Consider the following 23,752-nt stretch of genomic DNA (forward strand, 5'->3'; position numbering starts at 1 on the left):
AGATCCCATTTGTACAGGTGGGCCAAGGGCGCCCCGGGGGTGCCTCGGTACCCTGATCCGGAGTTCCGCCCGCACCGCACCGAGTCGAAGAAGGCACCGCCGTGACCGTGACACATCCGCTCCTGGACCTGGCCCCGCTGACCGCCGCGCATTTCGCGTCGATCGAGCGGCGGGTGGCCGCGCTGCTCTCCACGGAGCAGGACGTGGTGATCACCCAGGGCGAGGCGCTGCTTCCCCTGGAGGGCTGCATCCGCAGTGGGGCGCGGGCGGGGTCGACCGCGCTGAACGTGGTCACGGGACCGTACGGGCAGACCTTCGGCAACTGGCTGCGGGACTGCGGCGCGACCGTGGTCGACCTGGAGGTGCCCTTCCACGCGGCGGTGACGGCCGCGCAGGTGGAGCAGGCGCTCGCCGCGCACCCGGAGATCGACTTCGTGTCGCTGGTGCACGCGGAGGCGGCGACCGGCAACACCAACCCGGTGGCGGAGATCGGTGAGGTCGTACGGGCGCACGGCGCGCTGTTCTACCTGGACGCGGTGGCCTCGATCGGCGCGGAGCCGGTGCTGCCGGACGCGTGGGGCGTGGACATGTGCATCATCGGCGCGCAGAAGGCGATGGGCGGGCCCGCCGGGGTGTCGGCGGTGTCGGTGAGCGCCCGCGCCTGGGAGCGGTTCGCGGCCAACCCGGCCGCCCCGCGCCGCTCGTACCTCTCCCTCCTGGACTGGAAGGAGCGCTGGATCGACGGTGGCCGCAAGGCGCTGCTGCACGCGCCCGCGCAGCTGGAGATGCTGGCTCTCGAAGCGTGTGTGGAGCGGATCGAGTCGGAGGGTCTGGACGCGCTGATGGCGCGGCACGCCTCGGCGGCGGCGGCGACCCGGGCGGGGGCGCTGGCGCTGGGCGGCGGTCTGGAGCCGTATGTGTACGAGGCGCGGGACGCGGCCCCGGTGGCGACGACGCTGCGCGCGCCGGCCGGGGTGGACGCCTCGGAGCTGGTCGCGAAGGCGCTCTCCGCCGATCCGTCGCTGCCGCTGATCGCGGGCGGCGGTGCGCTGTCCAAGGAGATGATCCGGGTCAACCACTACGGGGTGGACGCGACGCCGGGCGCCGTGCAGTCCTCGCTGGCGGCGCTGGGCGCGGCGCTCGGCGAGTCGGGCCGGACGGTGGACCTGGAGGGGGCACGCCGGGCGGTCACCGAGGCCTGGTAGCGGGTCGTACGGGGAGGGGCGGGGGTCCGGTCGTCCGGGCCCCCGCCCCTTCTCCGTACCCGGGACTACAGCGCCGGGTAGTCGATGTAGCCCTCGGCGCCGCCGGAGTACATGTTGGCGGGGTTCGGGGTGGCGTAGGGGCCGTCGGCGGCCAGGCGGGCGGGCAGGTCGGGGTTGGCGATGAAGAGCCTGCCGTAGGCGACGAGGTCGGTGATGCCGTCCTCGATCAGGGCCAGGGACTCGGCGCCGGTCGGGTCGGCGCCGGTGGACGGGTTGAGGATGAAGGTGCCGGCGAACCGCTTGCGCAGGTCGAGGACGAGCGGGCGGCGCTCGGGGCCGGTCTCCAGGACGTGGAGGTAGGCGATGCCGACGGGCTCGATCGCGGTGAGGAGCCGGGTGTAGGTCTCCTCGGTGTCGGTCTCGCTGATGTCGTTGAGGGTGTTGGCCGGGGAGATGCGCAGTCCGGTGCGCTCGGGGCCGATCTCGGCGGCGACGGCCTTCACGACCTCGACGGCGAGGCGGATGCGGTTCTCGACCGGGCCGCCCCACTCGTCGGTGCGGTGGTTGGAGCCGGTGGCCAGGAACTGCTGGATGAGGTAGCCGTTGGCGCCGTGGATCTCGACGCCGTCGAAGCCGGCCTCGACGGCGTTGCGGGCGGCGGAGGCGAAGCCGGCGACGCCCTCGTGCACCTGGTCGGAGGTCAGCTCGCGCGGGGTGACGAAGTCCTTGGGGCCCTCGTGGGTGTAGACCTGGCCGACGGCGGCGACGGGCGAGGGGCCGACGGGGTGGAGGTCGCCGTCGAGGAGGTCGGGGTGGCCGATCCGTCCGGAGTGCATGAGCTGGGCGAAGATCCGGCCGCCGCGCTCGTGGACGGCGGTGGTGACCTCGCGCCAGGCGGCGATCTGCTCACGGCTGTGGAGGCCGGGGGTGTTGGGGTAGCCCTGACCCTCGGGCACCGGCTGGACGCCCTCGCTGATGATCAGCCCGGCGGAGGCGCGCTGGGCGTAGTACTCGGCGACGATCGCCGGAGGGGTGCCGTCCTCGCCGTTGGCCCGGCTGCGGGTCATGGGGGCCATCGCGATGCGGTTGGCGAGACGTGTTCCGGCGAGGTCGATGGGGTCGAATGCAGTGGTCACGGCTGTCCCTCACATGAATATGTGGTCGGCCAACTAATCGGGCCGTTGTCACTGTAACCCATTCATTGGCCGACCAAGGTAATCTTGTGGGCAAGAGCCGTCCCGAGGAGTCCGCATGTCAGGAACCGACCCCGTCTGTACCGAGTCGGTGCCGCCCGCCCGCCCGGAGGGAGCGCCGTCGGCCGCCCGCTTCGGGCCCGTCAGCATCGCCCTGGCGACGGTGGCCCGCATGCACCGGATCGCCGCCGGGCGGCGGCTCAAGGAGCTCGGCCTCTACCCGGGCCAGGAGATGATGATGATGCGGCTCTGGGACTGCGGGCCGGTCCGCCAGTCCGAGCTGATCCAGTCCCTGGGCCTCGACGCCTCGACGGTGACGAAGATGCTCCAGCGCCTCGAACAGTGCGGCCACGTCCGCCGTGGCCCCGACCCGGCCGACCGCCGCGCGGTCCTGGTCGAGGCGACGGACGAGGGACGGGCGCTGCGCGCCGGCGTCGAGGGCGTATGGAAGGACCTGGAGGCGCTGTCCCTCGACGGGCTCGGCCCGGCCGACCGGACGGAACTGGCCCGGCTCCTCGGACTGGTGGCGGACAACCTGCGCGAGGAGGCGGGCGAGGGGGCCGAGTGCCCGGCACCGCCGGACCGCTGCTGAGACGGGGGTACGGGCACGGATCCCGGCGCGCGGCGCCGAGCGGGGCGCTCCGGGGGTACGGACGCCCCGGCGCGTACGTACCCCCGCAGGACCGGTACGGGGCTCAGCCCGCCAGGGCGTCCAGGGCCCGGTCCACGTCCGCGGCCGTGTTGTACAGGTGGAACGAGGCCCGCAGGTTGCCCGCGCGGGCCGAGAGCAGGACGCCGGCCTCGCGCAGCGCGTCGGCGCGGTCCCCGAGACCCGGGACGGCGACGACGGTCGAGTCGTCCATGACCGGCGCGTGGCCGAGGGCGAGGAGTCCGGAGCGGAAGCGGGCCGCGAGCCCCTTGTCGTGGGCCTCGATCCGCTCGATGCCGATCTCCTCGAGGAGGGCGAGCGAGCGGGCCGCCCCGTGGTACGAGAGGAAGGCCGCGGGCTCGTCGAAGCGGCGTGCGGAGCGGGCCAGTTCGCGGACCGGGCCGTAGCTGTTCACCCACAGCTCCTCCCCGGTGACCCAGTTGGCGTGGATCGCGAGCAGCGAGTCCTGCGCCTCCTCGGTGACGGTGAGGAAGGACGCCCCGCGCGGGCAGAGCAGGTACTTGTAGCCGCCGGCGACCGTGTAGTCCCACTCCCCCGCGCGCAGCGGCAGCCAGCCGGCCGACTGCGTGGCGTCGAGGAGAGTGCGGGCGCCGTGGGCGGCCGCCGCGGCCCGTATCGCCGCCAGGTCGGCCGTACGGCCGTCCGCCGACTGCACGGCCGAGAAGGCGACGAGCGCGGTCTCCGGGCGGACGGACTCGGCGAGCTGCTCCAGGGGCACGAACCGGGTCTTGAGGTCGCCCCGGACCGTGAAGGGGGTGATGACGGAGGAGAAGTCGCCCTCGGGGAAGAGGATCTCGGACCCGGCGGGCATCGACTGGGCGATCATCCCGCAGTGCACGGCGACCGAGCTGCCGACGGCGACCCGCTCGTGCGGGACGCCCACCAGGCGGCCGAAGGCGGCGCGGGCCTCCTCGACGACCGCGAAGTCCCCGGCGCCTTCGGCACGGCCGTCGGCGGTCTCCTCCGCGAGGAGGGTGACCGCGTCGACGGTCCGGCGGGGCAGCAGCCCGCACGTGGAGGTGTTCAGGTAGGTCTTCTTGGGCGCGAACTCGGCGCCGCCGAGCGGCTGGTCAAGGGAATCCATGTCCCCACCCTGGGTTCCCCACGATCACCCGTCAATGGTGATTCGACCGTGGGGGGACCCAAGCCGCGCTTATCCGTGCAGGTCAGACTCTGTGCAGGTCAGACGTCACACAGGCCGTTCGGTCAGGCCTGCGGGACCTCGCAGGCGCCGTCCGGGCCGCAGACCGCCGCGTCCTCGCCGACGGGCTGGAGGACCCGGCCCTGCCAGGCCTGTTCGAGGGCCTGGGTGAAGACCTCGGCGGGCTGGCCGCCGGAGATTCCGTAGCGGCGGTCGAGGACGAAGAACGGCACGCCGTTGGCGCCGAGTTCGGCGGCCTCGCGCTCGTCCTCGCGGACGGCCTCGGCGTAGGCGGAGGGGTCGGCGAGGACGGCCCTGACCTCGGTCTCGTCGAGGCCGGCCTCGACGCCGAGCGCCACCAGGGTCTCCGCGTCGAAGACGGAGCGCTCCTCGGCGAAGTTGGCGCGGTAGGCCAGGTCGAGCAGCTCGCTCTGGCGGCCGTGCGCCTTGGCGAGGTGGAGCAGCCGGTGGATGTCGAAGGTGTTGCCGTGGTCGCGGCCGTCGGTCAGGTAGCCGAGGCCCTCGGAGTGCGCGTTGGAGGCGACGTGCGCCTCCATGGCGCGGGCCTCGTCGAGGGTGCGGCCGTACTTCTTCGCCAGCATGTCCAGGACGGGGGCGCGGTCACCCTTGGGGCTGTTCGGGTCGAGCTCGAAGGAGCGGTGCACGACCTCGACGTCGTCGCGGTGGGCGAAGGCCGCGAGCCCCTTCTCGAAGCGTGCCTTGCCGATGTAGCACCAGGGGCAGGCGATGTCGCTCCAGATCTCGACGCGCATGTGACTTCTCTCCGGGGTTCGGCGGTGGCGGTGTACTCCGGGGCAACGCCTCCGCCGGTCCGGATCATTCCGTTTCGGGCCCCAGTGTGAGCCGGAGCACGAGGTGGTCGCCGTCGCGGGGGTTCTCGGGATCGGGGGTCCAGCCGTGGGCCGCGTAGAAGGCCTGGGCCCGTTCGTTCCTGTCGAAGACCTCCAGGCGAGCGGTGGCGACCCCGGCGGCGCGCCAGATCCCGACGCAGGCGGCGTGCAGCTCACCGCCGACGCCGGCGCGCCAGCGGGCGGGGAGGACGTGGAGCTGGGTGAGGTGCATGACCCCCTCGCGCTCCCCGTAGGCGGCGATGCCCGCGACCTCGCCGTCCCGTACCGCGCAGAGCACGGTCCCCCGGCCGACGGCGGCGGCCCAGCCGGCCCGGGAGCGTGCGACCTCCTCGGGACCGAGGAAGTCGGCGTCGGGGAGGTGGCCCCGGTAGTAGGTGGCGCGGGCCTCGGTGTGGAGGGCGACGACGGCGTCGAGGTCGTCGGCGGTGGCGAGTCGGATCATGCATCCTCATGACGCGGGAGAACCGGGAACGGTTGCGCGGGGGTTCGACGACAGGCCCTAGGCACTCCTGCGGTACTGGCCCGGGGCCATCCCGTACTCCCGCTTGAAGGCCTTGGCGAAGGCGAACTCCGAGGAGTAGCCGGAGCGTTGGGCGATCGTGCGGAGCGGGAGGTCGTCGGAGCGGAGCAGTCGGCCCGCCGTCGTCATCCGCCACCAGGTGAGGTACGCGAGGGGCGAGCGGCCGACCAGGCCGGTGAACCGGCGGGCGAAGGCGGCACGGGAGAGGCCGCCGAGCGCGCCGAGTTCCTCGACCGTCCAGGTCCGCGCGGGGTCGTCGTGCAGGGCGCGGAGGGCCCCGGCGACCACCGGGTCGGCGAGGGCGGCGGACCAGCCGGTGGACCGGTCGGCGCGTTCGGTGAGCCACCAGGTGCGCAGCAGGTAGAGGAGCAGGGTGTCGAGCAGCGCGGGCACGACCGCGTCGGATCCCGGCTGGGGTTCGGCGAGTTCGGCACCGAGCAGGTCGACGGCGGCGCGCAGCCGGGGGTGGGCGCCGACCCGGGCGGGGAGGTGGACGTACGGGGGCAGCTCGGCGAGCAGCGGGTGGGCGCGGGCACGGCTGAGCTGGTACGCCCCGCACAGCAGCAGGGTCTCCGCCCTGCCGATCGGGCCCCGGTCGGGCGGGGTGGGCCAGGAGCCGTCGGGGGCGGCCAGGGCGTCGACGAGCGGGGTGTCGGGCCGGTCGGCGAGGCCGTGGCCGGTGCCGTGGGCGAGGAGGACGACATCGCCGGGGCCGAGCCGGACGGGGGCCGCGTCGTCCGGGGGCAGCAGCCAGGCGGTGCCCTGGAGGACGACGTGGAATCCGGCGCCCTTGCTCGCGGGGAAGCGGATGCCCCAGGGCGCGAAGCGGACGGTGCGGGAGGAGTGGGGGCGCCCGGCGCGCATGGCGGCGACGGCATCGCTCAGTACGTCCATCCCGGCACCGTACTCCTCACGCTTCCCGGCACCGCACCCCTCGTCGGGTCCGGCGAGACGATCGGACATCGGAGAGAGTCACAGGGATATGGATCGTCTCGACCAGTCCTCCTACCGTCGATGGCATGACGACGCATACGGCAACAGGCAGGACGACCAGGGCGGTTCTCTTCCATGAGCTCGGCGGGCCCGAGGTGCTGACGGTGGCGGAGGTGCCGCTGCCGGAACCCGGGCCGGGCGAGGTGCTCGTACGGGTGGAGGCGATCGGGCTCAACCGCGCCGAGGCGATGTTCCGCGCGGGCGACTACCACTATCAGCCCACGCTGCCGGGTTCTCGGCTCGGCTACGAGGCCGCGGGGACCGTCGAGGCGGTCGGCACGGGGGTCACCGCGTACGCGCCGGGTGATCCGGTGATGGCGGCGGCCAACTTCGACTTCGGGGTGCACGGGGTGTACGCGGAGCGGGTGGTGCTGCCGGAGGAGTACCTGGTGGCCCGGCCCGAGGGGGTGGACGCGGTGACGGCGGCGGCGGTCTGGCTGACGTACTTCACGGCCTACGGCGGGATGGTGCTGACCGGCGGACTCGGTGCCGGTGACCATGTGGTGATCACGGGGGCGTCGAGCGGGGTGGGGACCGCCGCCGTCCAGATCGCACTGCGGGCCGGGGCGGTACCGATCGCCGCCACCCGCGGCGAGGGCAAGCGGAGGCTGCTGCGGGAGCTGGGGGCGCCGCATGTGGTGGCGACGGACACCGAGGACCTGACCGAGGAGGTGCGGCGGATCACCGGCGGGGCGGGCGCGGACCTGGTGTTCGACCCGATCGGCGGGCCCGGCTTCGCCCGGCTCGGGGACGCGCTGCGGCGCGGCGGCACGGCCGTGCTGTACGGCTGGCTCGACCCGCGCCCGGTGGCCCTCTCGTCGAACTGGCCGCAGACGGTGCACACGTACGCCAACGGGGCGCTCGCCCGGACGGCGGAGGGGCGCCGCCGCGCGGCCGGATACATCGGCTCCGGGCTGCGCGACGGCTCGCTGGCGCCGGTGATCGCCGAGACCTTCGAGGGTCTGGAGCGGATCGCCGACGCCCATCGGCTGATGGAGTCGAACACGCACTTCGGGAAGATCGTGGTGCGCGTCGGCTCGTAGGGCCTGTCGTGCCAGGCGTCGCGGGGCAGACGGGAGTGTGACGACAGGCCCTGGGACTCAGCGGCGGGGCAGGCCCAGGGGGTTGCCGTCGCGGAGTTCCGGCGGGAGGAGCCGGGCGGGGGTCGACTGGTACGTGACCGGGCGCAGCCAGCGCTCGATCGCGGTCGCCCCGACCGAGGTGGAGGTGGAGGTGGTGGCCGGGTAGGGGCCGCCGTGGTGCTGGGCGGCGGCGACGGCGACTCCGGTGGGCCAGCCGTTGACGAGGACGCGGCCCGCGAGAGGCGTGAGCGCGGCGAGGAACGGTGCCGCGTCCTCGTCGTCGGCCGCGTCGGCGATGTGCAGGGTGGCGGTGAGGTTGCCGGGCAGCCCGGCGAGGACCTCGGTGACCTGTGCCCGGGAGTCGTAGCGGGCGACGACGGTGACGGGGCCGAAGCACTCCTCCAGGAGGAGGTGGTGGTCGCCGCTCCCGCCCTCGCTTCCGGTGAGTCGCGCGGCGTCGACGACGAGGACTCCCGCGCCGACCGTGTGGGCGTCGCCCGCGCCGGGGGCCACGGGGGCGCGTACCCCCGCGAGCGCGGCGCGTGCGGCGACCCCGGCGACGAAGGCCTCGCGCATCCGGTGGTCGAGCAGCACGGCGGGGCCGGTCGCGGCGACCCCGGCGGCGAGCGCGTCGAGGAAGCGGTCGCCCGCCTCTCCCGAGGGGGCGAGGACGAAGCCGGGCTTGGTGCAGAACTGGCCCGCGCCCAGGGTCATGGAGCCGGCGAGACCGGCACCGATCTCCTCGGCGCGCTCCTCGACGGCGGCCGGGGTGAGCACGACCGGGTTGAGGGAGCCGAGTTCGCCGTGGAAGGGGATCGGGGCGGGGCGGGCCGCCGCCGCGTCGAAGAGGGCCCGCCCGCCGCGTACCGAACCGGTGAAGCCGGCCGCCGCGACGAGCGGGTGGCGGACGAGTTCCACGCCCGCGTCGAAGCCGTGGACGAGGACGACGACGTCCTCGGGGAGGCCGGCCTTGGCGGCGGCCCCGCGCAGCAGTCCGGCGCAGAGTTCGGAGGTCGCCGGGTGGTCCGGGTGGGCCTTGATCACCACGGGGCAGCCGGCCGCGAGGGCGCTGGCGGTGTCGCCGCCGGGGACGGAGAAGGCGAGCGGGAAGTTGCTGGCGGCGTAGACGGCGACGACGCCCAGCGGGATCTTCCAGCGGCGCATGTCGGGCCGGGGCGGGGTGGCCCCGGGATCGGGCAGGTCGATCCGGATGTCGAGGAAGGAGCCCGCCTCGACCACCTCGGCGAAGGCCCGCAACTGTGCGGTGGTACGGGCGAGTTCGCCGGTGAGCCGGACCGGCCCGAGGGCGGTCTCGGCGTCGGCGGTCGCCACGATCTGCTCGTGCGCCCCGTCGAGGAGGTCGGCCGCGGTACGGAGGAAGGCGGCCCGCACGGTCCGGTCGGCGAGGCTCTCGCGGACCTCGTGGGCGGCCCTTACGGACCGGTCCACGTCCTCGGCCGTGGCCTCCACCGCGACCTGCTCACGCGGCTTCCCCGTCCGGGGGTCCACACTCCACACTGGTTCTGCCGCCACCGCTACGCCCCTGTTCGCTATTCTGAACGCTGTTCTCGTAGATGAACACATCTGTACGGGACTCTAGGGACGGCGCGACCGTCTCCACAAGGGGCCCCTTCGGCCAGGTGGCCACGGGACGACCATACGAGCGAGCGAGCGGGCGGACGGACGCGGGGACGGCCGGACCACCGGCGACCGGACGACGAAAAGGGGCGAGGGTCATGGCGACTGCCGACGCGGGCGGAGCGCAGGTGAAGTCCGCGGTGCGGACCGTGGAGCTGCTCGAGTACTTCGCCGGGCGCCCCGGGATGCACTCGCTCGCCGCCGTCCAGGAGGCCGTGGGCTACCCCAAGTCCAGCCTGTACATGCTGCTGCGCACCCTGGTCGAGCTGGGCTGGGTGGAGACCGACGCGACCGGCACCCGGTACGGCATCGGGGTGCGGGCGCTGCTCGTCGGCACCTCGTACATCGACGGCGACGAGGTGGTGGCCGCCTCCCGGCCCACCCTGGACCGGCTCTCCGACGACACCACCGAGACCATCCACCTGGCGCGGCTCGACGGCACCAACGTGGTCTACCTGGCGACCCGTCAGTCCCAGCACTATCTGCGGCCGTTCACCCGGGTCGGGCGCCGGCTGCCCGCGCACTCGACCTCGCTCGGCAAGGCGCTGCTGGCCACCCACACCGACGAGCAGGTGCGCAAACTGCTCCCGGAGACCCTTCCGGCGCTGACCGAGCACACGATCACCGACCGCGAGGAGCTCATCGAGGAGCTGCGGGTCATCCGCGAGCAGGGCCTCTCGGTGGACCGCGAGGAGAACACGCTCGGGCTGCGCTGCTTCGGCGTCGCGATCCCCTACCGGACCCCGGCGCGGGACGCCATCAGCTGCTCGGTGCCGGTGGCCCGGCTGACCCCGGCCCACGAGCAGATGATCAAGGACGCGCTCTTCGACGCGCGGGACCGGCTGACGCTGGCGACCCGCCGCCTCTGATCGCGTGATCAGGCGCGGTCGGCGAGGGCCTTCTGCCAGACCGGGCTGTCCACGTAGTGGTTGTCGTACTGCTCCGAGGAGGCCTTGATCTCCTCGAAGCCCGCCTCGCCCCGCATGACCCGGCCGAGCAGGCGCAGGTAGTCGAAGCGGGCCATGCCCGGCGTGAAGACGAAGAGGACGTCGGCCTCGGCGCCGGGCGCCGCCGCGAAGGCGTGCGGGGTGTGCGGCGGGACGAGCAGGAAGTCGCCCTGCTCAAGGACGGTCAGCTCCTCGTCCACCAGGACCTGGAGCGAGCCGCCGAGCACGAAGAACATCTCCGAGGCCTTGGTGTGGAAGTGGGCCGGGGCCCCGACCGCGCCCTTCGCGAAGGAGGACCGGTAGCTGGTGAGCTGTCCGCCGGTGGTGCCGGAGTCGGCGAGAAGGGTCATCACGCTGCTGGGGTCGGCCGTGGTCTCGGCGGTGGCGGCGCGGGTGAGGAGCGGGGCGAAGGTCTCGATCTCGTTCATGATCACTACTTTAGAGAGCCATTGACCCGCGAGACAGGGTCAATCGATCATCTGATTCATGGGTCAATCCGGCTTCGGGTGACAGCGGGGAGGAGGCCGTCTCCCCCGTGCGGCGGAGGCGGTTCACCGCTCGGCAGGAGGTGGCGGGCGGGGCCCGCGCGGGAGCGTGGAGCCATGACACAGACCGCGCCTCCCACGGCCCCGGCGCCCGCCGCCCCCGATCACCGCCCGAGCCCCGCCCGCCGGGCGCTGCGCGCCCTCGCGATCCTCGCCTGCCTCCCGTACATCTCGCTCAAGGTCGTCTGGGTGGCGGGCGGCGAGCTCGGCATCCCGGCCGGAAGCGCGCTCCTGGAGCGCCGGGAGATGATGGTGATCGCCAACTCGGTCTCGGTGATCGCCGACGTCCTCGTCATGGTCCTCGCCCTGCTGCTCACCCAGGCCTGGGGCAGACGGTTCCCCGCCTGGCTGCTCGCCCTCCCCATGTGGGCGGCGACCGGGCTGCTCACCCCGATCATGACCGGCTACCCGGCGCAGCTCGCGGTCGCCCTGCTCACCGGCGACGAGCAGGCCGCCGCGCCCCGCGAACCCTTCCTCGACGACTGGGTCTTCGGCGTCGTCTACAGCGGGTTCATCCTCCAGGGCCTCGCCCTCGGCACCCTCTTCGTCCTGTACGCCCGGGACCGCTGGGGCGGCCTCTGGCGGGGCCGGCTCGGCGAGCTGTCCGCCCGTACGTCCGGGCCCGGTGCGCGGGCCCTCGCCCTGGCCGGCGCGGTGGCCGCGCTCGTACCCGCCGTACTCCATCTGCTGTGGGCGGCCGGCTCGACCACGGGCCTGTCCGCCCGCCGCATCGCCGAACGCGACGCCGACTTCTACGTCCTGGAGGCCGAGCGGCTCGGCTTCCTCGCCCTCGCCGTCGTCCTCACCCTCTTCCTGGTCCTGCGCAGGCCCGCCGGGCTCCGGGTCCGCACCACGCTCGCCCTGGCCTGGACGGCCTCGGCCGCCGTCGGCTGCTGGGGCGCCTACATGTCGCTCGTCGCGCTGCTGCCGGAGCCGGATCCGAGCAAGCACGTCCCCGGGCTCGTCCAGCTGTCCTACGCTGGCGACATGATCACCGGGTTCCTGCTCGCCGCCTGCGTGGCGCTGTTCCTGCGGCGGCGGAGCGCCGGGGCGTGAGACGGTTCGCGACCGCCCTGCTCGGGCAGCGGGCCAGACGCCGCTGGCTCCATCTGATCGTGGGCGGCGCGCTGTTCATGCCGTACTGGATGGTCGGCACCCTGGTCATGGGGCCGCTGCTCGACGAGGGCGGGATGTTCACCGGCGGGCTCGGGGTGCAGCTCGGGGCGTACGGGGTGGCGCTGCCGCTCGTCGCGGTGACCGCGCTGTTCCCGCTGGCCCGGCCGATGTCGGTGGCGGCGGCGCGGGCGCTCTGCGGGGTGCCGGCGGACCGGTTCGCGGACGGCCCGGCGCGGGGCCGGGAGGCGAAGGCCCGGACGGCCGGCTGGTTCACGCTGCATCTGGGCGCGGGGGCGCTGATCAGCGGGGCGACCCTGGCCCTGCCGCCGTTCGCGGCGGCGGTGCTCGCGCTGCCGTTCTCGCCGTCGCTGCGGGATTCGGAGCTCGGCGCGTTCTGGGGACTCGACCGGCCCGGGTGGGGCTGGGCGGCGCTCCCGGCGGGACTCCTGATGCTGCTCGCGCTCGTCGCCGTGGTCGCCGCGACCGGGGCGCTGCTGGCCCGGCAGGCGCCCCGGCTGCTCGGGCCGAGCCCGGCGGACCGGCTCGCGGCGGCCGAGCGGCGCGCGGCGGAGGCCGAGTCCCGCAACCGGCTGGCCCGGGAGCTGCACGACTCGGTCGGTCACGCGCTGAGCGCGGTCACCCTCCAGGCGGGCGCGGCCCGCCGGGTCCTGGACGGCGGCGAAGGGGCGGACCTGGAGTTCGTACGGGAGGCGCTGACGGCGATCGAGGAGACCACGCGGCGCACGGTCGGCGAGCTGGACTGGGTGCTCGGCCTGCTGCGGCGCGGCGAGGGGGCCGAGGAGGGCGTCGGCCCGGGGCTCGACGCCCTGGCGGCGCTGGTGCGGGGCGCGGGGCCGGGAGTGGCGCTGACCGTGACCGGCGACCTCGCCCCCGTACCGCAGACGGTGTCCCGCGAGGCATACCGGATCGTCCAGGAGGGGCTGACGAACGCGGCCCGGCACGCGGGCGGCGCGCCCGTCACCGTACGGCTCGACGCACGTACCGAGGAGTTGGAGATCACCATGGAGAACCCCCTGCCCGACCGTCCCCCGGTCACCCGCCCCGGCGGCGGGCGCGGGCTGCACGGGATCGCGGAGCGGGCCCGGCTGCTCGGCGGCGCCGCCGGGGCGGGCCCGGCGGACGGCGTGTGGCGCCTCACGGCGAGGATCCCCCGATGAGCGCGCGGGTGAGCGCGGATACGGCCGGGGCCGTGATCAGGGTGGTCGTCGCCGACGACGAGCGGATGGTGCGGACGGCCCTGCGGGTCATCCTGGACGCGGAGCCCGGCCTGCGGGTCGTCGGCGAGGCGTCCACCGGCGCCGAGGCGGTGTCGGTGGTGCGGGCCGAGCGGCCCGACGTCGTCCTCATGGACGTACGGATGCCGGAGATCGACGGCATCCGGGCCACCGAGCAGATCCTCGCGGGGATGGCGGAGCCGCCCCGGATCGTGGTGGTGACCACCTTCGAGAACGACGCGTACGTGTACGACGCGCTGCGCGTCGGCGCGGCCGGGTTCCTGCTGAAGCGGGCGGCGGCCGAGGAGCTCGTGGGCGCGGTCCGGCTGGTCGCGCGGAGCGATTCGCTGCTCTACCCGGCGGCGGTCCGGGGCCTGGCCGCCGAGCACGCCCGCCACCGGGCTCCGGCGGCGCCGCCGTGGGTGGCGCGGCTCACCGAACGGGAGGCGGAGGTGCTGCGCCTGGTGGCGACGGGCCTGACGAACGCGGAGATCGCGGGCCGGATGGGCGTGGGCGCGGCGACGGTGAAGACGCACGTGGCGGCGGTGCTGGCGAAATCGGGCGCCAGGGACCGCACGCAGGCGGTGATCCTGGCGTACGAGTCGGGGTTCGTGCGGGCGGGGTGAGGGGGGGGCCGGGCGACGGGGGCGGGGGTCGGGGCGACGGAGGCAGGAGATGCCGGATCGGACCCCGCCGGACCGGACCCGGCCGACCGGCTCCGGGACACCGGCCGGCGGGTGTCTCCGACATGAAGATCCCCTGAGAAACCGGACACATCCGGAACGACCCCCACCGGCCCGTTCGTCCCCACAGGTGCGATGAACAAGACGATCAGGCGCACCTCTGTCTTCGTGCTGATCCTGGTGCTCGCCCTGCTGGGCCGGGCCACCTGGGTGCAGGCGTACCAGGGCAAGGCGCTCGCGGACGACCAGAAGAACCGGCGGAAGACCATCGCGCAGTACGCGCAGCCGCTCGGGAACATCGTCGTGGCCGGCTCGCCGGTCACCGGCTCGGAGAGGACGGAGGGAACGGACCTCGCGTACCGGCGCACGTACACGGACGGCGAGCTGTACGCGGCGGTCACCGGCTACAGCTCGCAGGCGTACGGCGCGACCCAGCTGGAGGGCATCTACTCCGACGTCCTCGACGGCACCGACGACCGGCTGAAGAACCCGGTCGACGCCGTCACCCGCAAGCAGCAGCAACCGGGCACGGTCGTCACCACGATCGACCCGGACGTGCAGAAGGCCGCCTACCGGGCGCTCGGGAACAAGAAGGGCGCGGCGGTCGCCGTCGACCCGGCGAGCGGGCGGATCCTCGCCCTCGCCTCCACCCCGTCCTACGACCCGTCGAAGATCACCGGCAGCTCGGACGGCGCCGCCTGGCAGGCGCTGCTCGCCGACGAGGACAAGCCGATGGTCAACCGGGCGCTGCGGCAGCCGCTGCCACCCGGCTCCACCTTCAAGCTGGTCGTCGCGGCGGCGGCCCTTGAGGACGGTCTGTACGGCTCGGTGGACACGTCGACGCGGAGCCCCGACCCGTACACCCTGCCGGGCACCCGGACCGTGCTGAAGAACGAGAACGCGTCCGCGCCCTGCGAGAACGCCACGATCCGCACCGCGCTCCGCTACTCCTGCAACAACGTCTTCGCGAAGATGGCCGCCGACCTGGGGCAGGACAAGGTGAAGGCGACGGCGGAGAAGTTCGGCTTCAACGACGCCGAGCTGGACGTGCCGGTCCGCGCCTACCCGAGCGTGTACCCCTCCGGCATGGACAAGGCGCAGACGGCGCTGACCGGCATCGGCCAGTTCGACGTGACCGCCACCCCGCTCCAGATGGCGATGGTGTCGGCGGCGATCGCCAACGACGGTGTCCTCGCCGCCCCGCACATGGTGTCGGAGGTCGTCGACTCCGACGGCGACCCGCTCACGAGCTTCGCGGACGGGGAGGGGAAGCGGGTCGTGTCCTCGTCGACGGCGGAGCAGCTGCGCAGCGCGATGCGGACGGTCGTGGAGGAGGGCACGGGCACCAACGCGGCGATCGCCGGGGCCGAGGTCGGCGGAAAGACGGGTACGGCGCAGCACGGCGAGAACAACAGCAAGACGCCGTACGCCTGGTTCACCTCGTACGCGAAGGACCCCTCGACCGGGAAGCAGGTCGCCGTCGCGGTGATGATCGAGGACTCGGGCGCGGCCCGCTCCGAGGTGAGCGGCAACGGTCTGGCGGCCCCGGTGGCACAGAAGATGATGGCGGCGGCGCTGAAGTGAGGTGAGCGGGGCGGGGCGGGGCGCTGAAGCGAGGTGCGACGGCGTTCGAAGTGACGCGGGCAGGGCCCCGATTGGCCGTCGGGGCCCGTCACACGATATGCAGGGTCACGCTCGTGTCGATCACGCATTCGAGCGACTGATCCTGCTCTCATCTCGCGGAGGACCGCCGTGCGCCTGCCCCGTTCCCTCTCCGGCTGGACCATCGCGGTCTTCGGGGTGCTCGCCGCCTCGCTGGGGGTCGTCGGCCTGGTCGTCCCGGACGCGCTGATCACGGTGATGGGCTTCGAGCCGGTGCCCGAAGGCGCGCGCGCGGACGGCGACCACACCCTCGTCTTCCTCACGGCCTCCTCGATGGCCGCGCTGAACATGGGCGTCTACTACGTGGGCGTCGCGCTCGCCGACTGGAAGCCCTTCTTCCGCTGGACGGTTCCCTTCCGCCTCCTCACCTGCGCGGTCTTCACCCTCGCGGTCGTCACCGGCCGCGCCCCGGCCGGCTTCCTGGGCGTGGGCCTGTGGGAGGGACTCGGCGCGGTGGTGACGGGGGCGGCGCTGCTGTACGAGAAGCGGACCGCCGCCAAGTCACTGGCAGCGTGACGGACGGCGCCGCCGGGAGGGACCGGGGCCGACGGGCGCCGGTGACGGCGGTCCGGACCCGATGACCGCCCCCCTTGAGAGCGCTCCGGTCCCGGTGACGGCTTACCCGCCCCCTGGGGCAGCGGGCCTGACCAGGTGAATCACTAGGGCAGGTGGCCGATCCGCCCCTGCCTCCTCAGACGCCAGCCTGTGGCCCATGCGCTGGTATCTGACAGGTGTCGTCGTGTCCGGGTTCGGGACGACGGCGATGTGGCTGGTCTCCGGGATCTGGGTCAAGTCCCTGACGGGGTCCGACAGTCTGGCGGCCCTGGCCGCCTTCGCCCTCTGGGCCCCGGTCCTCATCGGACCGCTGCTCGGCACGCTCGCGGACCGGGTGCGGCGGCGGCCCCTCCTGGTCGTGCTCGACCTGGCGATGGCCGCACTGCTCCCGCTGCTCCTGTGGGTGGAGTCGGCGGACCGGGTGTGGCTGCTCTTCGCGATGCTCGTGCTGTACGGGGCGCAGGGCGCCGTGCACGACGCCGCGGAACAGGCCCTCGTCGCCACCGTCCTGGACGAGGGACGGCTCGGCGCCTTCAACGGGCTGCGGATGACCGCGAACGAGTCGACGAAGCTGATCGCCCCGCTGGTCGCCGCCGGGCTCTTCGCACGGTACGGGGGCGGGCCCGTCGCCCTCCTCGACGCGGCCGGCTTCGCGCTCGCGGCGGGCGTGTTCGCGCTGATGCGGGTCAAGGAGCCGCGCCCCGCCCGGTCCGCGTCCCCGAACTGGTGGCGGGAGACCGGCGAGGGCGTACGGCTGCTCCGGGCCTCGCCCGTACTGCGGCCACTCGTCGCGACGGGCGGGTTCACCATGCTGCTCGCCGGAGTGAACGGCGCGGCGATCTACGCCGTCGTGGACCGGGGGCTCGGGCACTCCCCCGCGTACGCCGGAGTGCTCTACGCCGTCCAGGGCGCGGGCTCGGTCCTCGCGGGCCTGGTCACCGGCCCGCTGCTCCGCCGCATGCCGGAACGGACGCTCGCGGCCGTCGGCCTCGCGCTGTTCGCGCTCGCGGTGGGCGTACGGGCACTGCCGCACGGGCCGACGGCCCTGGCGGCGAGCGCGGTGATCGGCCTGGGCCTGCCGTGGGTCCTCGTGGCGGTGACGACGGCGGTGCAGAAGGCGGCGCCGCCGGAGGCGCTGGGCCGGGTCGCGGCGACCGCGAACACCCTGATCCTCGCACCGAACGCGCTGGCCATCGCCCTGGGCGCGGGTCTGATCGCCCTGGTCGACGTCCGTGTCCTGCTCCCGCTGCTCACCCTGGCCGGTCTGGCCTGGGCGGCGGTCCTGGCGGTACGGGGCGGTGTGGGCCCGGCGCCGACGGTTCGCGGTGCGGTGGGCCCGGGGGGCGGGGAGCATGGAAGCAAGCGTGGTCACGGTGGGAGGAGGGCAGTGTGACGGCCGGTTCCTTCCCGGGGACGACGGGGCGGGCAGGTGTCCCCCTGGACGGCACGGGGCTCCTCGACATGCTCGGGGTCGCCGCCGTCGTCATCGACGCCCAGGGCCGGATCGTGCTGTGGAGCCCGCAGGCCGAGGCCCTCTTCGGCTTCCGCGCCGATGAGGCCCTCGGCCGGTACGTGGCCCGGCTGATCGTCGGCACGGAGCACCGGGAGGAGGCCATGCGCCTCTTCGGCGAGGTGCTGCGCGACGGCACGGCCTGGGCGGGCACCTTCCCCGTACGGCACAAGGACGGCACCGTCCGGCAGGTGGAGTTCCGCAACATGCGGCTCACCGACGACCTGGGCGGCCTGTACGCACTGGGGATCGCCGCCGACCGCGCCGCCGTCGAACGGGTCGAGACCGAGCTCGCCCTCTCCGACCGGCTCGTCTCCCAGTCCCCGATCGGCCTCGCCGTCCTCGACACCGAGCTGCGCTACGTCCTGGTGAACCCCGCCCTGGAGCGTATCCACGGCGTGCCCGCCCCCCTGCACCTCGGCCGGCGGATCGGCGACATGCTGCCGCAGGTCGACGCCCCCGCCCTGGAGGCCGCGCTGCGCACCGTCCTGGCCACGGGCACCCCGCTGCTCGACCATCCCCTCGTCGGCCGGACCCCGGCGGACCCCGACCACGACCACGCCTGGTCGCTGTCCTTCTACCGGCTGGAGGGCGCCGAGGACCGGGTCCTGGGCGTCGCGGCCTCCGTGATCGACGTGACCGAGCGGCACCGGGCGGACGCGGAGGCGAGCCGCTCCCGGCGCCGCCTCGCGCTCATCGCGGACGCCTCGGCCCGGGTCGGCACCACCCTGGAGGTGGAGCGCACGGCCGACGAGCTGGCCTCGGTGGTGGTGCCGGTGCTCGCGGACATCGCGGCGGTCGACGTCCTCGACTCCATCTTGACGCTCCGCCGACCGGGCGCCCCCGAGGAGGGCCCCGAACTGTTCCGGGCACTCGCGGTGAAGGCCTCGGGCCGCACGGACGCGCTGCCGGCGGCGGACCCGCCCGGGGAGGTGGCGATGTACGGGGCGGACCGGCTCGTCACCCGGTGCGTGCACACCGGTCTGCCGGTCCTCGTCGAGCACGTCGGCCCCGGTGACCTCGCCCGGATCGCCCGCAGCCCCGAGGCGGCGGAACTCCTCGCACGCGCGGGCGTGCACTCCTACCTCGCCGTGCCGCTGATCGCGCGTGGCGAGGTGCTCGGCGCGCTCGACCTCAAGCGGGACCGCAACGCGCTCCCCTTCGACGGCGACGACGTCCTGCTCGCCACCGAGCTGGCCTCCCGCGCGGCCGTGAGCATCGACAACGCCCGCTGGTACCAGAGCGTCCGGAACTCGGCGGTGACCCTCCAGCGCAGCCTGCTGCCGGGCGCGCCGCCGGAGCGGGCCGGACTCGAGATCGCGGCCCGCTACCAGCCGGCGCAGGCGTCGAGCGAGGTCGGCGGCGACTGGTACGACGTGATCCCGCTGCCCGACGGCAAGACCGCCCTCGTCGTCGGGGACGTGATGGGCAGCGGCATCGACGCGGCGGCGACGATGGGCCGGCTGCGGACCGCGACCTGCGCGTTCGCGGACCTCGATCTGCCGCCCGACCAGGTCCTCACGCACCTGGACCGGATCACCGCGGGCCTGGAGCACTACATCGCGACCTGTCTCTTCGCGGTGTACGACCCGGTCCGCGGCGGGTGCCGGATCGCGAACGCCGGCCATCTGCCGCCGGTACGGGTCCCCGCGCACGGACCTGCCGAGCTGGTGGACGTGCCGCCGGGAGTGCCCCTCGGGGTCGGCGGCGGGACGTTCCGTACGACCCGGGTGCCGTTTCTTCCCGGGGACCGGCTCGTGCTCTACACGGACGGTCTGATCGAGACCCGCCACGACGCGATCGACGAGCGGATGGCCCTGCTGGTGGGCCTCCTCGACGAGGCGCGCGGCCCTCTTGAGGAGACCTGCGACCACCTGCTCCGGGCGCTGCGGCGGCCGGGCGCGGCGGACGACGTGGCGCTCCTCATCGCCCGGAGCACGGGATGACGGCCGCGGACCGGGGCGGAGCCCGGGACCGGGGCGGGGGGCGGGGACGGGGCGGGGGGCGGGGACGGGGCTCGCAGCCGACGGCGGGAGCGGATACGGGTGCGGGTACGCAGGCGGGCTCCGGCTCCGGCTCCGGCTCCGGCTCCGCGAAAGGCTCCCGCTCCGGGGAGCGCAGGACCGGGCTCCGGAGCGTCGCCGGCCAGGTGTTCGCCCTGGAGGCGCTCATCGCGCTCCTGGTGATCGCGGCGGCCGTGTTCGCGACCTTCCACCAGGCCCAGAGTGCCGCCGATCGGGACGCCCGGGTGCGTTCGCTTGCCGTCGCGGAGGCCTTCGCGCACGCGCCCGGCATCGACGAGGCCCTGTCCTCCCCCAACCCGACGGCGGTGCTCCAGTCGCGCTCGGAGGCCACCCGCCAGGCGACGGGGGTGGACTTCATCTCCGTACTGAGCCCGGCCGGCGTGCGGTACACCGACTCCATGCAGGCGCTGATCGGCCACAAGGCGAGCGGGGACTTCACCCGCGCGACGGTGGACGGCAAGTCCTTCACCGAGCACTTCCGGGGCGCTCCCAACGACGCCGTGCGGGCCGTGGTGCCGGTCGTGGACCAGCACGGCCGGACCCTCGGCCTGGTCACCAGCGGCATCAAGGTGGAGAGCATCACGCACGCGGTGGAGAGCAGGCTGCCACTGCTCGCCGGTGCGGCGGCGGCCGCGCTGGTGCTGGCCGTGGGCGGTGCGGGCCTGGTGAGCCGACGGCTGCGGCGACAGACGCACGGCCTCGGCCCCACCGAGATGACGCGGATGAAGGAGCACCACGAAGCGGTGCTGCACGCGGTCCGCGAAGGGGTGCTGATCGTGGGCGCGGACCAGCGGCTGCTGCTCGCCAACGACGAGGCGCGCCGGCTGCTCGGCCTGGACGCCGACGCGGAGCGGCGGCACATCTCGGAGCTGGGCCTCGATCCCCGTACGGTCGAACTCCTGCTGTCGGGGCGGTCCGCGACGGACGAGGTGCACCGGGCGGGCGACCGGCTGCTCGCGGTGAGCGTGCGGCCGACGGTCCCGGACGGTTCCGAGTCCGGCAGCGTGATGACGATGCGGGACACCACCGAGCTGGCCGCCCTGACGGGCCGGGCGGCGGTGGCCCGTAGCCGGCTCCAGCTGCTGTACGAGGCGGGCGTGCGGATCGGGACGACGCTGGAGGTCGTCCGGACCGCGGAGGAGCTGGCGGAGGTCGCGGTGCCGAGGTTCGCGGACTTCGCGACGGTGGAGCTGCTTGAGCCGGTGCTGCGCGGGGAGGAGCCGCCGGGGTCGGCGGCGGCGGCCACCGAGATGCGGCGGACGGCGCTGAGCGGGCTGCGGCCCGACCAGCCGCTCCAGCCGGTCGGTGACACCGTGCGGTTCGATGTGTCCGACACCCCGATGGCGACGGCCCTGGGGGCGGGGCACGCGGTGGTGCAGGCGGAGCTGGCGGCGGCGGAGGGCTGGCGGGCGCAGGACCCCGAGGGGGCGGCGCAGGCGCTGGCGTACGGGATGCACTCGCTGCTCACGGTGCCGCTGCTGGCCCGTGGGGTGGTCCTGGGGATGGCCAACTTCTGGCGCGCGGACACCCCGGAGCCGTTCGGGGAGGAGGACCTGTCGTTCGCGGAGGAGCTGGCGGCGCGGGCGGCGGTCGCCATCGACAACGCGCGCCGGTTCACCCGCGAGCACGCGATGGCGGTGACGCTCCAGCGGAGCCTGCTGCCCCGGGTGCTGCCCGACCAGAGCGCGGTGGAGGTGGCGTACCGCTATCTCCCGGCGAAGGCGGGCGTGGGCGGCGACTGGTTCGATGTGATCCCGCTGCCGGGGGCGCGGGTGGCGCTGGTCGTCGGCGACGTGGTGGGGCACGGGCTGCACGCGGCGGCCACCATGGGGCGGCTGCGGACGGCGGTGCACAACTTCTCGACGCTGGATGTGCCGCCGGACGAGTTGCTCGGGCACCTGGACGAGCTGACGGGCCGGATCGACGACCGGGAGTCGGAGGGGCCGGACGGCGAGGCGCGGCGGCGGGACGAGGGCATCACGGGCGCGACCTGTCTGTACGCGATCTACGACCCGGTGTCCGGGCTGTGCACGGTGGCGAGCGCCGGGCATCCCGGTCCGGCCCTGGTGGGCCCGGACGGGCGGGTCGAGTTCCCGGACCTGCCGCCGGGGATGCCGCTCGGGCTGGGGCTGGGCGACGCGCCGTTCGAGACGGCGGAGCTGCGGCTGCCGGAGGGCAGCAAGCTGGTGCTGTTCACGGACGGGCTCCTGGAGGACCGGGGCCGGGACCTGGGCACGGGGCTCGACCTGCTGGGTTCCACGCTCGCCCAGCCGGGCCGGACTCCGGAGCAGACCTGCGCGGACGTGCTCGCGACGCTGCTTTCGCCGTCGCCGCGCGACGACATCGCGCTCCTGGTGGCGCAGACCCGGCTGCTCGACCGGGAGCGGATCGCGGAGTGGGAGGTGGCGCGCGATCCGGCCGCGGTGTCGCCGGTACGGAACGCGGCGGCGGCGAAGCTGTCGGAGTGGGGGCTCGACGGGCTGGCGTTCACGGCGGAGCTGATCCTCAGCGAGCTGATCACCAACGCGGTGCGGTACGGGGCCGATCCGGTACGGGTCCGGCTGCTGCACGACCGGACGCTGATCTGCGAGGTGTCGGACGGCAGCAGCACCTCGCCGCACCTGCGGCACGCGGCGACGACGGACGAGGGCGGGCGCGGGCTGTATCTGGTGGCGCAGTACGCGGAGCGCTGGGGCACGCGGTACGCGCGGCGCGGCAAGACGATCTGGGCGGAGCTGCGGGTGAGCTCGGACGGCCCCGAGCCGGTGGCGATGGCGGTGCCGGACCTGGACGCGCTGGAGGACCTGGCCTGGTGAAGGCTGGGAGCTGGTGCGGTGAAGGCTGGGCCCGCTGGAGGACCTGGCCCGGTGACGCCCGGGCGCGCATCCCGGCCGCGGGCTCGTGGTATACCAAACGGTGCGTCATCTGAACCCGCCCGCGCCCCCGAGGAGACCCCGTGACCCCGCCGCCTCGCACCGCCACCCTCTTCCACGACGTACGGCCCTTCGGCGGGCCGGCCCGCGATCTGGTCGCCGTGGACGGACTCCTGGTGGCGGAGGCGCCGTCGGACGCCGTCGTCGAGCGGGTCGACGGCGGCGGCCGGCTGGCGCTGCCGACCCTGGTCGACGCGCACATCCACCCGGACAAGACCTCCTGGGACGAGCCCTGGCACAGCCGTCGCCCCGCGCACGGCATCGCCGAGTACGTCGCCGGTGACGTGGAGCTCTCCCGCGCCCTGCCGGCCCCGGTGGGCGAGCGGGCGCTGCGGCTGATGTCGCACGCGGCGGCGCAGGGCACCCGGGCGATGCGCGCCCACGCGGACGTCGCCCCGGCCTACGGGCTCGCCGGGATCGAGGGGGTCGCGGAGGCGGCCCGGAAGCTCGCCGGGATCGTCGACGTGGAGCTGGTGGCCTTCCCGCAGCACGGGGTGGTCCGGACGCCCGGGGTGGCCGGGCTTCTGGCGGAGGCCGCCGGGAGCGGGCTCGTCACCCACATCGGCGGCATCGACCCGGCCGGCTTCGACGCGGACGGCGGCCACGAGGGCGACCAGCTGGGCACGGTCTTCGCGCTCGCGGAGAAGCACGGTCTGGGGCTCGACATCCACCTCCACGACCGGGGCGAGCAGGGCCTCGCGCCACTGCGGGACATCGCGGCCCGCACCCGGGCGCTCGGTCTCCAGGGCCGGGTGAGCGTGGCGCACGCCTTCGCGGTCGCCGGTCTCTCGGGCGCGGAGCTGGACGAGACGGCGGACCTGCTCGCGGACGCGGGGATCGCGCTGACGACGGTGGCCCTGTCGGTGACGACGATCCTGCCGTTCCGGCGGCTCGCCGAACGCGGGGTCAGGGTCGGGCTCGGCTCGGACGGCGTACGGGACAACTGGAGCCCGTTCGGCAACGCGGACATGCTGCACCGCGCCTGGCTGGCCGCCTGGGCCCTGGGCCTGCGGCTCGACGAGGAGCTGGAGGCCTGCTTCCGGCTGGCGGCCGACGGGGGCGCGGACCTGCTCGGCCTCCCGAAGGCGGACCTCCGCCCGGGTTCCCCTGCCGACTTCATGCTGGTCGACGGCGAGTGCCTGCCGCAGGCGGTGGTGGACCTGCCGCGCCGCGACCTGGTGGTCCGCGCCGGCCGGGTGGTGGCCCGGGACGGCCGCCTGGTCTGAGG

The 23,752-nt window shown here is 74.4% G+C and carries 20 protein-coding genes; 13 read left to right on the forward strand and 7 right to left on the reverse strand.

What is annotated here, in order from left to right; genetic code table 11:
* The first annotated feature begins 107 nt into the window (after positions 1-107).
* Positions 108-1,205 (forward strand): pyridoxal-phosphate-dependent aminotransferase family protein, encoded by a 1,098-nt coding sequence (locus V4Y03_RS07030; RefSeq protein WP_332437123.1) that lies wholly within the window; start codon positions 108-110, stop codon positions 1,203-1,205.
* Positions 1,206-1,270: 65 nt separating this feature from the next.
* Here V4Y03_RS07030 and V4Y03_RS07035 read toward each other — a convergent pair whose 3' ends face one another.
* The gene (locus V4Y03_RS07035) at positions 1,271-2,341 is read right to left on the reverse strand and encodes an alkene reductase (RefSeq protein WP_332434357.1); all 1,071 of its coding nucleotides are present in this window, start codon (positions 2,339-2,341) and stop codon (positions 1,271-1,273) included.
* A gap of 115 nt (positions 2,342-2,456) precedes the next feature.
* Between V4Y03_RS07035 and V4Y03_RS07040 the strand changes: the two genes are divergently transcribed.
* Positions 2,457-2,990 (forward strand): MarR family winged helix-turn-helix transcriptional regulator, encoded by a 534-nt coding sequence (locus V4Y03_RS07040; protein ID WP_332434358.1) that lies wholly within the window; start codon positions 2,457-2,459, stop codon positions 2,988-2,990.
* 103 nt (positions 2,991-3,093) lie between these two features.
* Here V4Y03_RS07040 and V4Y03_RS07045 read toward each other — a convergent pair whose 3' ends face one another.
* The 4 genes from V4Y03_RS07045 to V4Y03_RS07060 all read right to left on the reverse strand — a co-directional run bounded on the left by V4Y03_RS07045 (position 3,094) and on the right by V4Y03_RS07060 (position 6,495).
* A complete protein-coding gene (locus V4Y03_RS07045) occupies positions 3,094-4,152 on the reverse strand; it encodes an aminotransferase class V-fold PLP-dependent enzyme (RefSeq protein WP_332434359.1) in 1,059 nt (352 codons plus the stop codon).
* A gap of 122 nt (positions 4,153-4,274) precedes the next feature.
* The gene (locus V4Y03_RS07050) at positions 4,275-4,982 is read right to left on the reverse strand and encodes a DsbA family oxidoreductase (RefSeq protein ID WP_332434360.1); all 708 of its coding nucleotides are present in this window, start codon (positions 4,980-4,982) and stop codon (positions 4,275-4,277) included.
* A 64-nt stretch (positions 4,983-5,046) separates the two neighbouring features.
* The gene (locus V4Y03_RS07055) at positions 5,047-5,523 is read right to left on the reverse strand and encodes a GNAT family N-acetyltransferase (RefSeq protein WP_317875592.1); all 477 of its coding nucleotides are present in this window, start codon (positions 5,521-5,523) and stop codon (positions 5,047-5,049) included.
* Between the two features lie 57 nt (positions 5,524-5,580).
* Entirely contained in the window at positions 5,581-6,495 is a 915-nt protein-coding gene (locus V4Y03_RS07060) for an AraC family transcriptional regulator (protein WP_332434361.1), read from the reverse strand.
* Positions 6,496-6,620: 125 nt separating this feature from the next.
* Between V4Y03_RS07060 and V4Y03_RS07065 the strand changes: the two genes are divergently transcribed.
* Positions 6,621-7,637 (forward strand): zinc-dependent alcohol dehydrogenase family protein, encoded by a 1,017-nt coding sequence (locus tag V4Y03_RS07065; protein ID WP_332434362.1) that lies wholly within the window; start codon positions 6,621-6,623, stop codon positions 7,635-7,637.
* A 57-nt stretch (positions 7,638-7,694) separates the two neighbouring features.
* Here V4Y03_RS07065 and V4Y03_RS07070 read toward each other — a convergent pair whose 3' ends face one another.
* A complete protein-coding gene (locus V4Y03_RS07070; RefSeq protein ID WP_332434363.1) occupies positions 7,695-9,209 on the reverse strand; it encodes an aldehyde dehydrogenase (NADP(+)) in 1,515 nt (504 codons plus the stop codon).
* Between the two features lie 203 nt (positions 9,210-9,412).
* Between V4Y03_RS07070 and V4Y03_RS07075 the strand changes: the two genes are divergently transcribed.
* Positions 9,413-10,183, forward strand: coding sequence for an IclR family transcriptional regulator (locus V4Y03_RS07075; RefSeq protein ID WP_317875588.1), 771 nt, complete (start codon positions 9,413-9,415; stop codon positions 10,181-10,183).
* Between the two features lie 8 nt (positions 10,184-10,191).
* On the opposite strand, the gene V4Y03_RS07080 is transcribed toward V4Y03_RS07075, so the two are convergent.
* The gene (locus V4Y03_RS07080; RefSeq protein ID WP_332434364.1) at positions 10,192-10,689 is read right to left on the reverse strand and encodes a cupin domain-containing protein; all 498 of its coding nucleotides are present in this window, start codon (positions 10,687-10,689) and stop codon (positions 10,192-10,194) included.
* Between the two features lie 174 nt (positions 10,690-10,863).
* Here V4Y03_RS07080 and V4Y03_RS07085 point away from each other — a divergent pair, with 174 nt between their 5' ends.
* The 9 genes from V4Y03_RS07085 (at position 10,864) to V4Y03_RS07125 (ending at position 23,750) form a co-directional block, all read left to right on the forward strand.
* Positions 10,864-11,862 (forward strand): hypothetical protein, encoded by a 999-nt coding sequence (locus V4Y03_RS07085; protein WP_332434365.1) that lies wholly within the window; start codon positions 10,864-10,866, stop codon positions 11,860-11,862.
* Positions 11,859-13,100 carry a sensor histidine kinase gene (locus V4Y03_RS07090; RefSeq protein WP_332434366.1) on the forward strand — a complete coding sequence of 414 codons (1,242 nt, stop codon included), beginning with the start codon at positions 11,859-11,861 and terminating at the stop codon, positions 13,098-13,100. Before V4Y03_RS07085 ends, V4Y03_RS07090 begins: the two co-directional genes overlap by 4 nt.
* Positions 13,097-13,783 (forward strand): response regulator transcription factor, encoded by a 687-nt coding sequence (locus V4Y03_RS07095; RefSeq protein ID WP_332434367.1) that lies wholly within the window; start codon positions 13,097-13,099, stop codon positions 13,781-13,783. Before V4Y03_RS07090 ends, V4Y03_RS07095 begins: the two co-directional genes overlap by 4 nt.
* Positions 13,784-13,975: 192 nt before the next feature.
* A complete protein-coding gene (locus V4Y03_RS07100) occupies positions 13,976-15,424 on the forward strand; it encodes a peptidoglycan D,D-transpeptidase FtsI family protein (protein WP_332434368.1) in 1,449 nt (482 codons plus the stop codon).
* A 168-nt stretch (positions 15,425-15,592) separates the two neighbouring features.
* Positions 15,593-16,018 (forward strand): hypothetical protein, encoded by a 426-nt coding sequence (locus V4Y03_RS07105; RefSeq protein WP_317876311.1) that lies wholly within the window; start codon positions 15,593-15,595, stop codon positions 16,016-16,018.
* A 196-nt stretch (positions 16,019-16,214) separates the two neighbouring features.
* Entirely contained in the window at positions 16,215-17,450 is a 1,236-nt protein-coding gene (locus tag V4Y03_RS07110; RefSeq protein WP_332434369.1) for an MFS transporter, read from the forward strand.
* Positions 17,447-19,513, forward strand: coding sequence for a SpoIIE family protein phosphatase (locus tag V4Y03_RS07115; protein WP_317876309.1), 2,067 nt, complete (start codon positions 17,447-17,449; stop codon positions 19,511-19,513). Before V4Y03_RS07110 ends, V4Y03_RS07115 begins: the two co-directional genes overlap by 4 nt.
* Positions 19,510-22,407: a SpoIIE family protein phosphatase gene (locus V4Y03_RS07120; protein ID WP_332434370.1), complete on the forward strand. Its 2,898-nt coding sequence runs from the start codon at positions 19,510-19,512 to the stop codon at positions 22,405-22,407. The genes V4Y03_RS07115 and V4Y03_RS07120 overlap by 4 nt, the downstream gene beginning before the upstream one ends.
* Before the next feature lie 140 nt (positions 22,408-22,547).
* On the forward strand, positions 22,548-23,750 hold the full coding sequence (locus V4Y03_RS07125) for an amidohydrolase (protein WP_332434371.1): 1,203 nt from the start codon (positions 22,548-22,550) through the stop codon (positions 23,748-23,750).
* Positions 23,751-23,752 lie beyond the last annotated feature (2 nt).

Origin of the sequence: Streptomyces sp. P9-A4 (genome assembly GCF_036634195.1) — a bacterium.
Classification (GTDB): Bacteria; Actinomycetota; Actinomycetes; order Streptomycetales; family Streptomycetaceae; genus Streptomyces.

What these genes read in the sequence shown, in the direction of transcription:
- V4Y03_RS07110 (WP_332434369.1), top strand. Translation starts at nt 16,215, where the DNA reads ATGCGCTGGTATCTGACAGGTGTCGTCGTGTCCGGGTTCGGGACGACG.
- V4Y03_RS07100 (WP_332434368.1), top strand. Translation starts at nt 13,976, where the DNA reads ATGAACAAGACGATCAGGCGCACCTCTGTCTTCGTGCTGATCCTGGTG.
- V4Y03_RS07095 (WP_332434367.1), top strand. Translation starts at nt 13,097, where the DNA reads ATGAGCGCGCGGGTGAGCGCGGATACGGCCGGGGCCGTGATCAGGGTG.
- V4Y03_RS07040 (WP_332434358.1), top strand. Translation starts at nt 2,457, where the DNA reads ATGTCAGGAACCGACCCCGTCTGTACCGAGTCGGTGCCGCCCGCCCGC.
- V4Y03_RS07065 (WP_332434362.1), top strand. Translation starts at nt 6,621, where the DNA reads ATGACGACGCATACGGCAACAGGCAGGACGACCAGGGCGGTTCTCTTC.
- V4Y03_RS07120 (WP_332434370.1), top strand. Translation starts at nt 19,510, where the DNA reads ATGACGGCCGCGGACCGGGGCGGAGCCCGGGACCGGGGCGGGGGGCGG.
- V4Y03_RS07050 (WP_332434360.1), bottom strand. Translation starts at nt 4,982, where the DNA reads ATGCGCGTCGAGATCTGGAGCGACATCGCCTGCCCCTGGTGCTACATC.
- V4Y03_RS07060 (WP_332434361.1), bottom strand. Translation starts at nt 6,495, where the DNA reads ATGGACGTACTGAGCGATGCCGTCGCCGCCATGCGCGCCGGGCGCCCC.
- V4Y03_RS07075 (WP_317875588.1), top strand. Translation starts at nt 9,413, where the DNA reads ATGGCGACTGCCGACGCGGGCGGAGCGCAGGTGAAGTCCGCGGTGCGG.
- V4Y03_RS07055 (WP_317875592.1), bottom strand. Translation starts at nt 5,523, where the DNA reads ATGATCCGACTCGCCACCGCCGACGACCTCGACGCCGTCGTCGCCCTC.
- V4Y03_RS07080 (WP_332434364.1), bottom strand. Translation starts at nt 10,689, where the DNA reads ATGAACGAGATCGAGACCTTCGCCCCGCTCCTCACCCGCGCCGCCACC.
- V4Y03_RS07045 (WP_332434359.1), bottom strand. Translation starts at nt 4,152, where the DNA reads ATGGATTCCCTTGACCAGCCGCTCGGCGGCGCCGAGTTCGCGCCCAAG.
- V4Y03_RS07085 (WP_332434365.1), top strand. Translation starts at nt 10,864, where the DNA reads ATGACACAGACCGCGCCTCCCACGGCCCCGGCGCCCGCCGCCCCCGAT.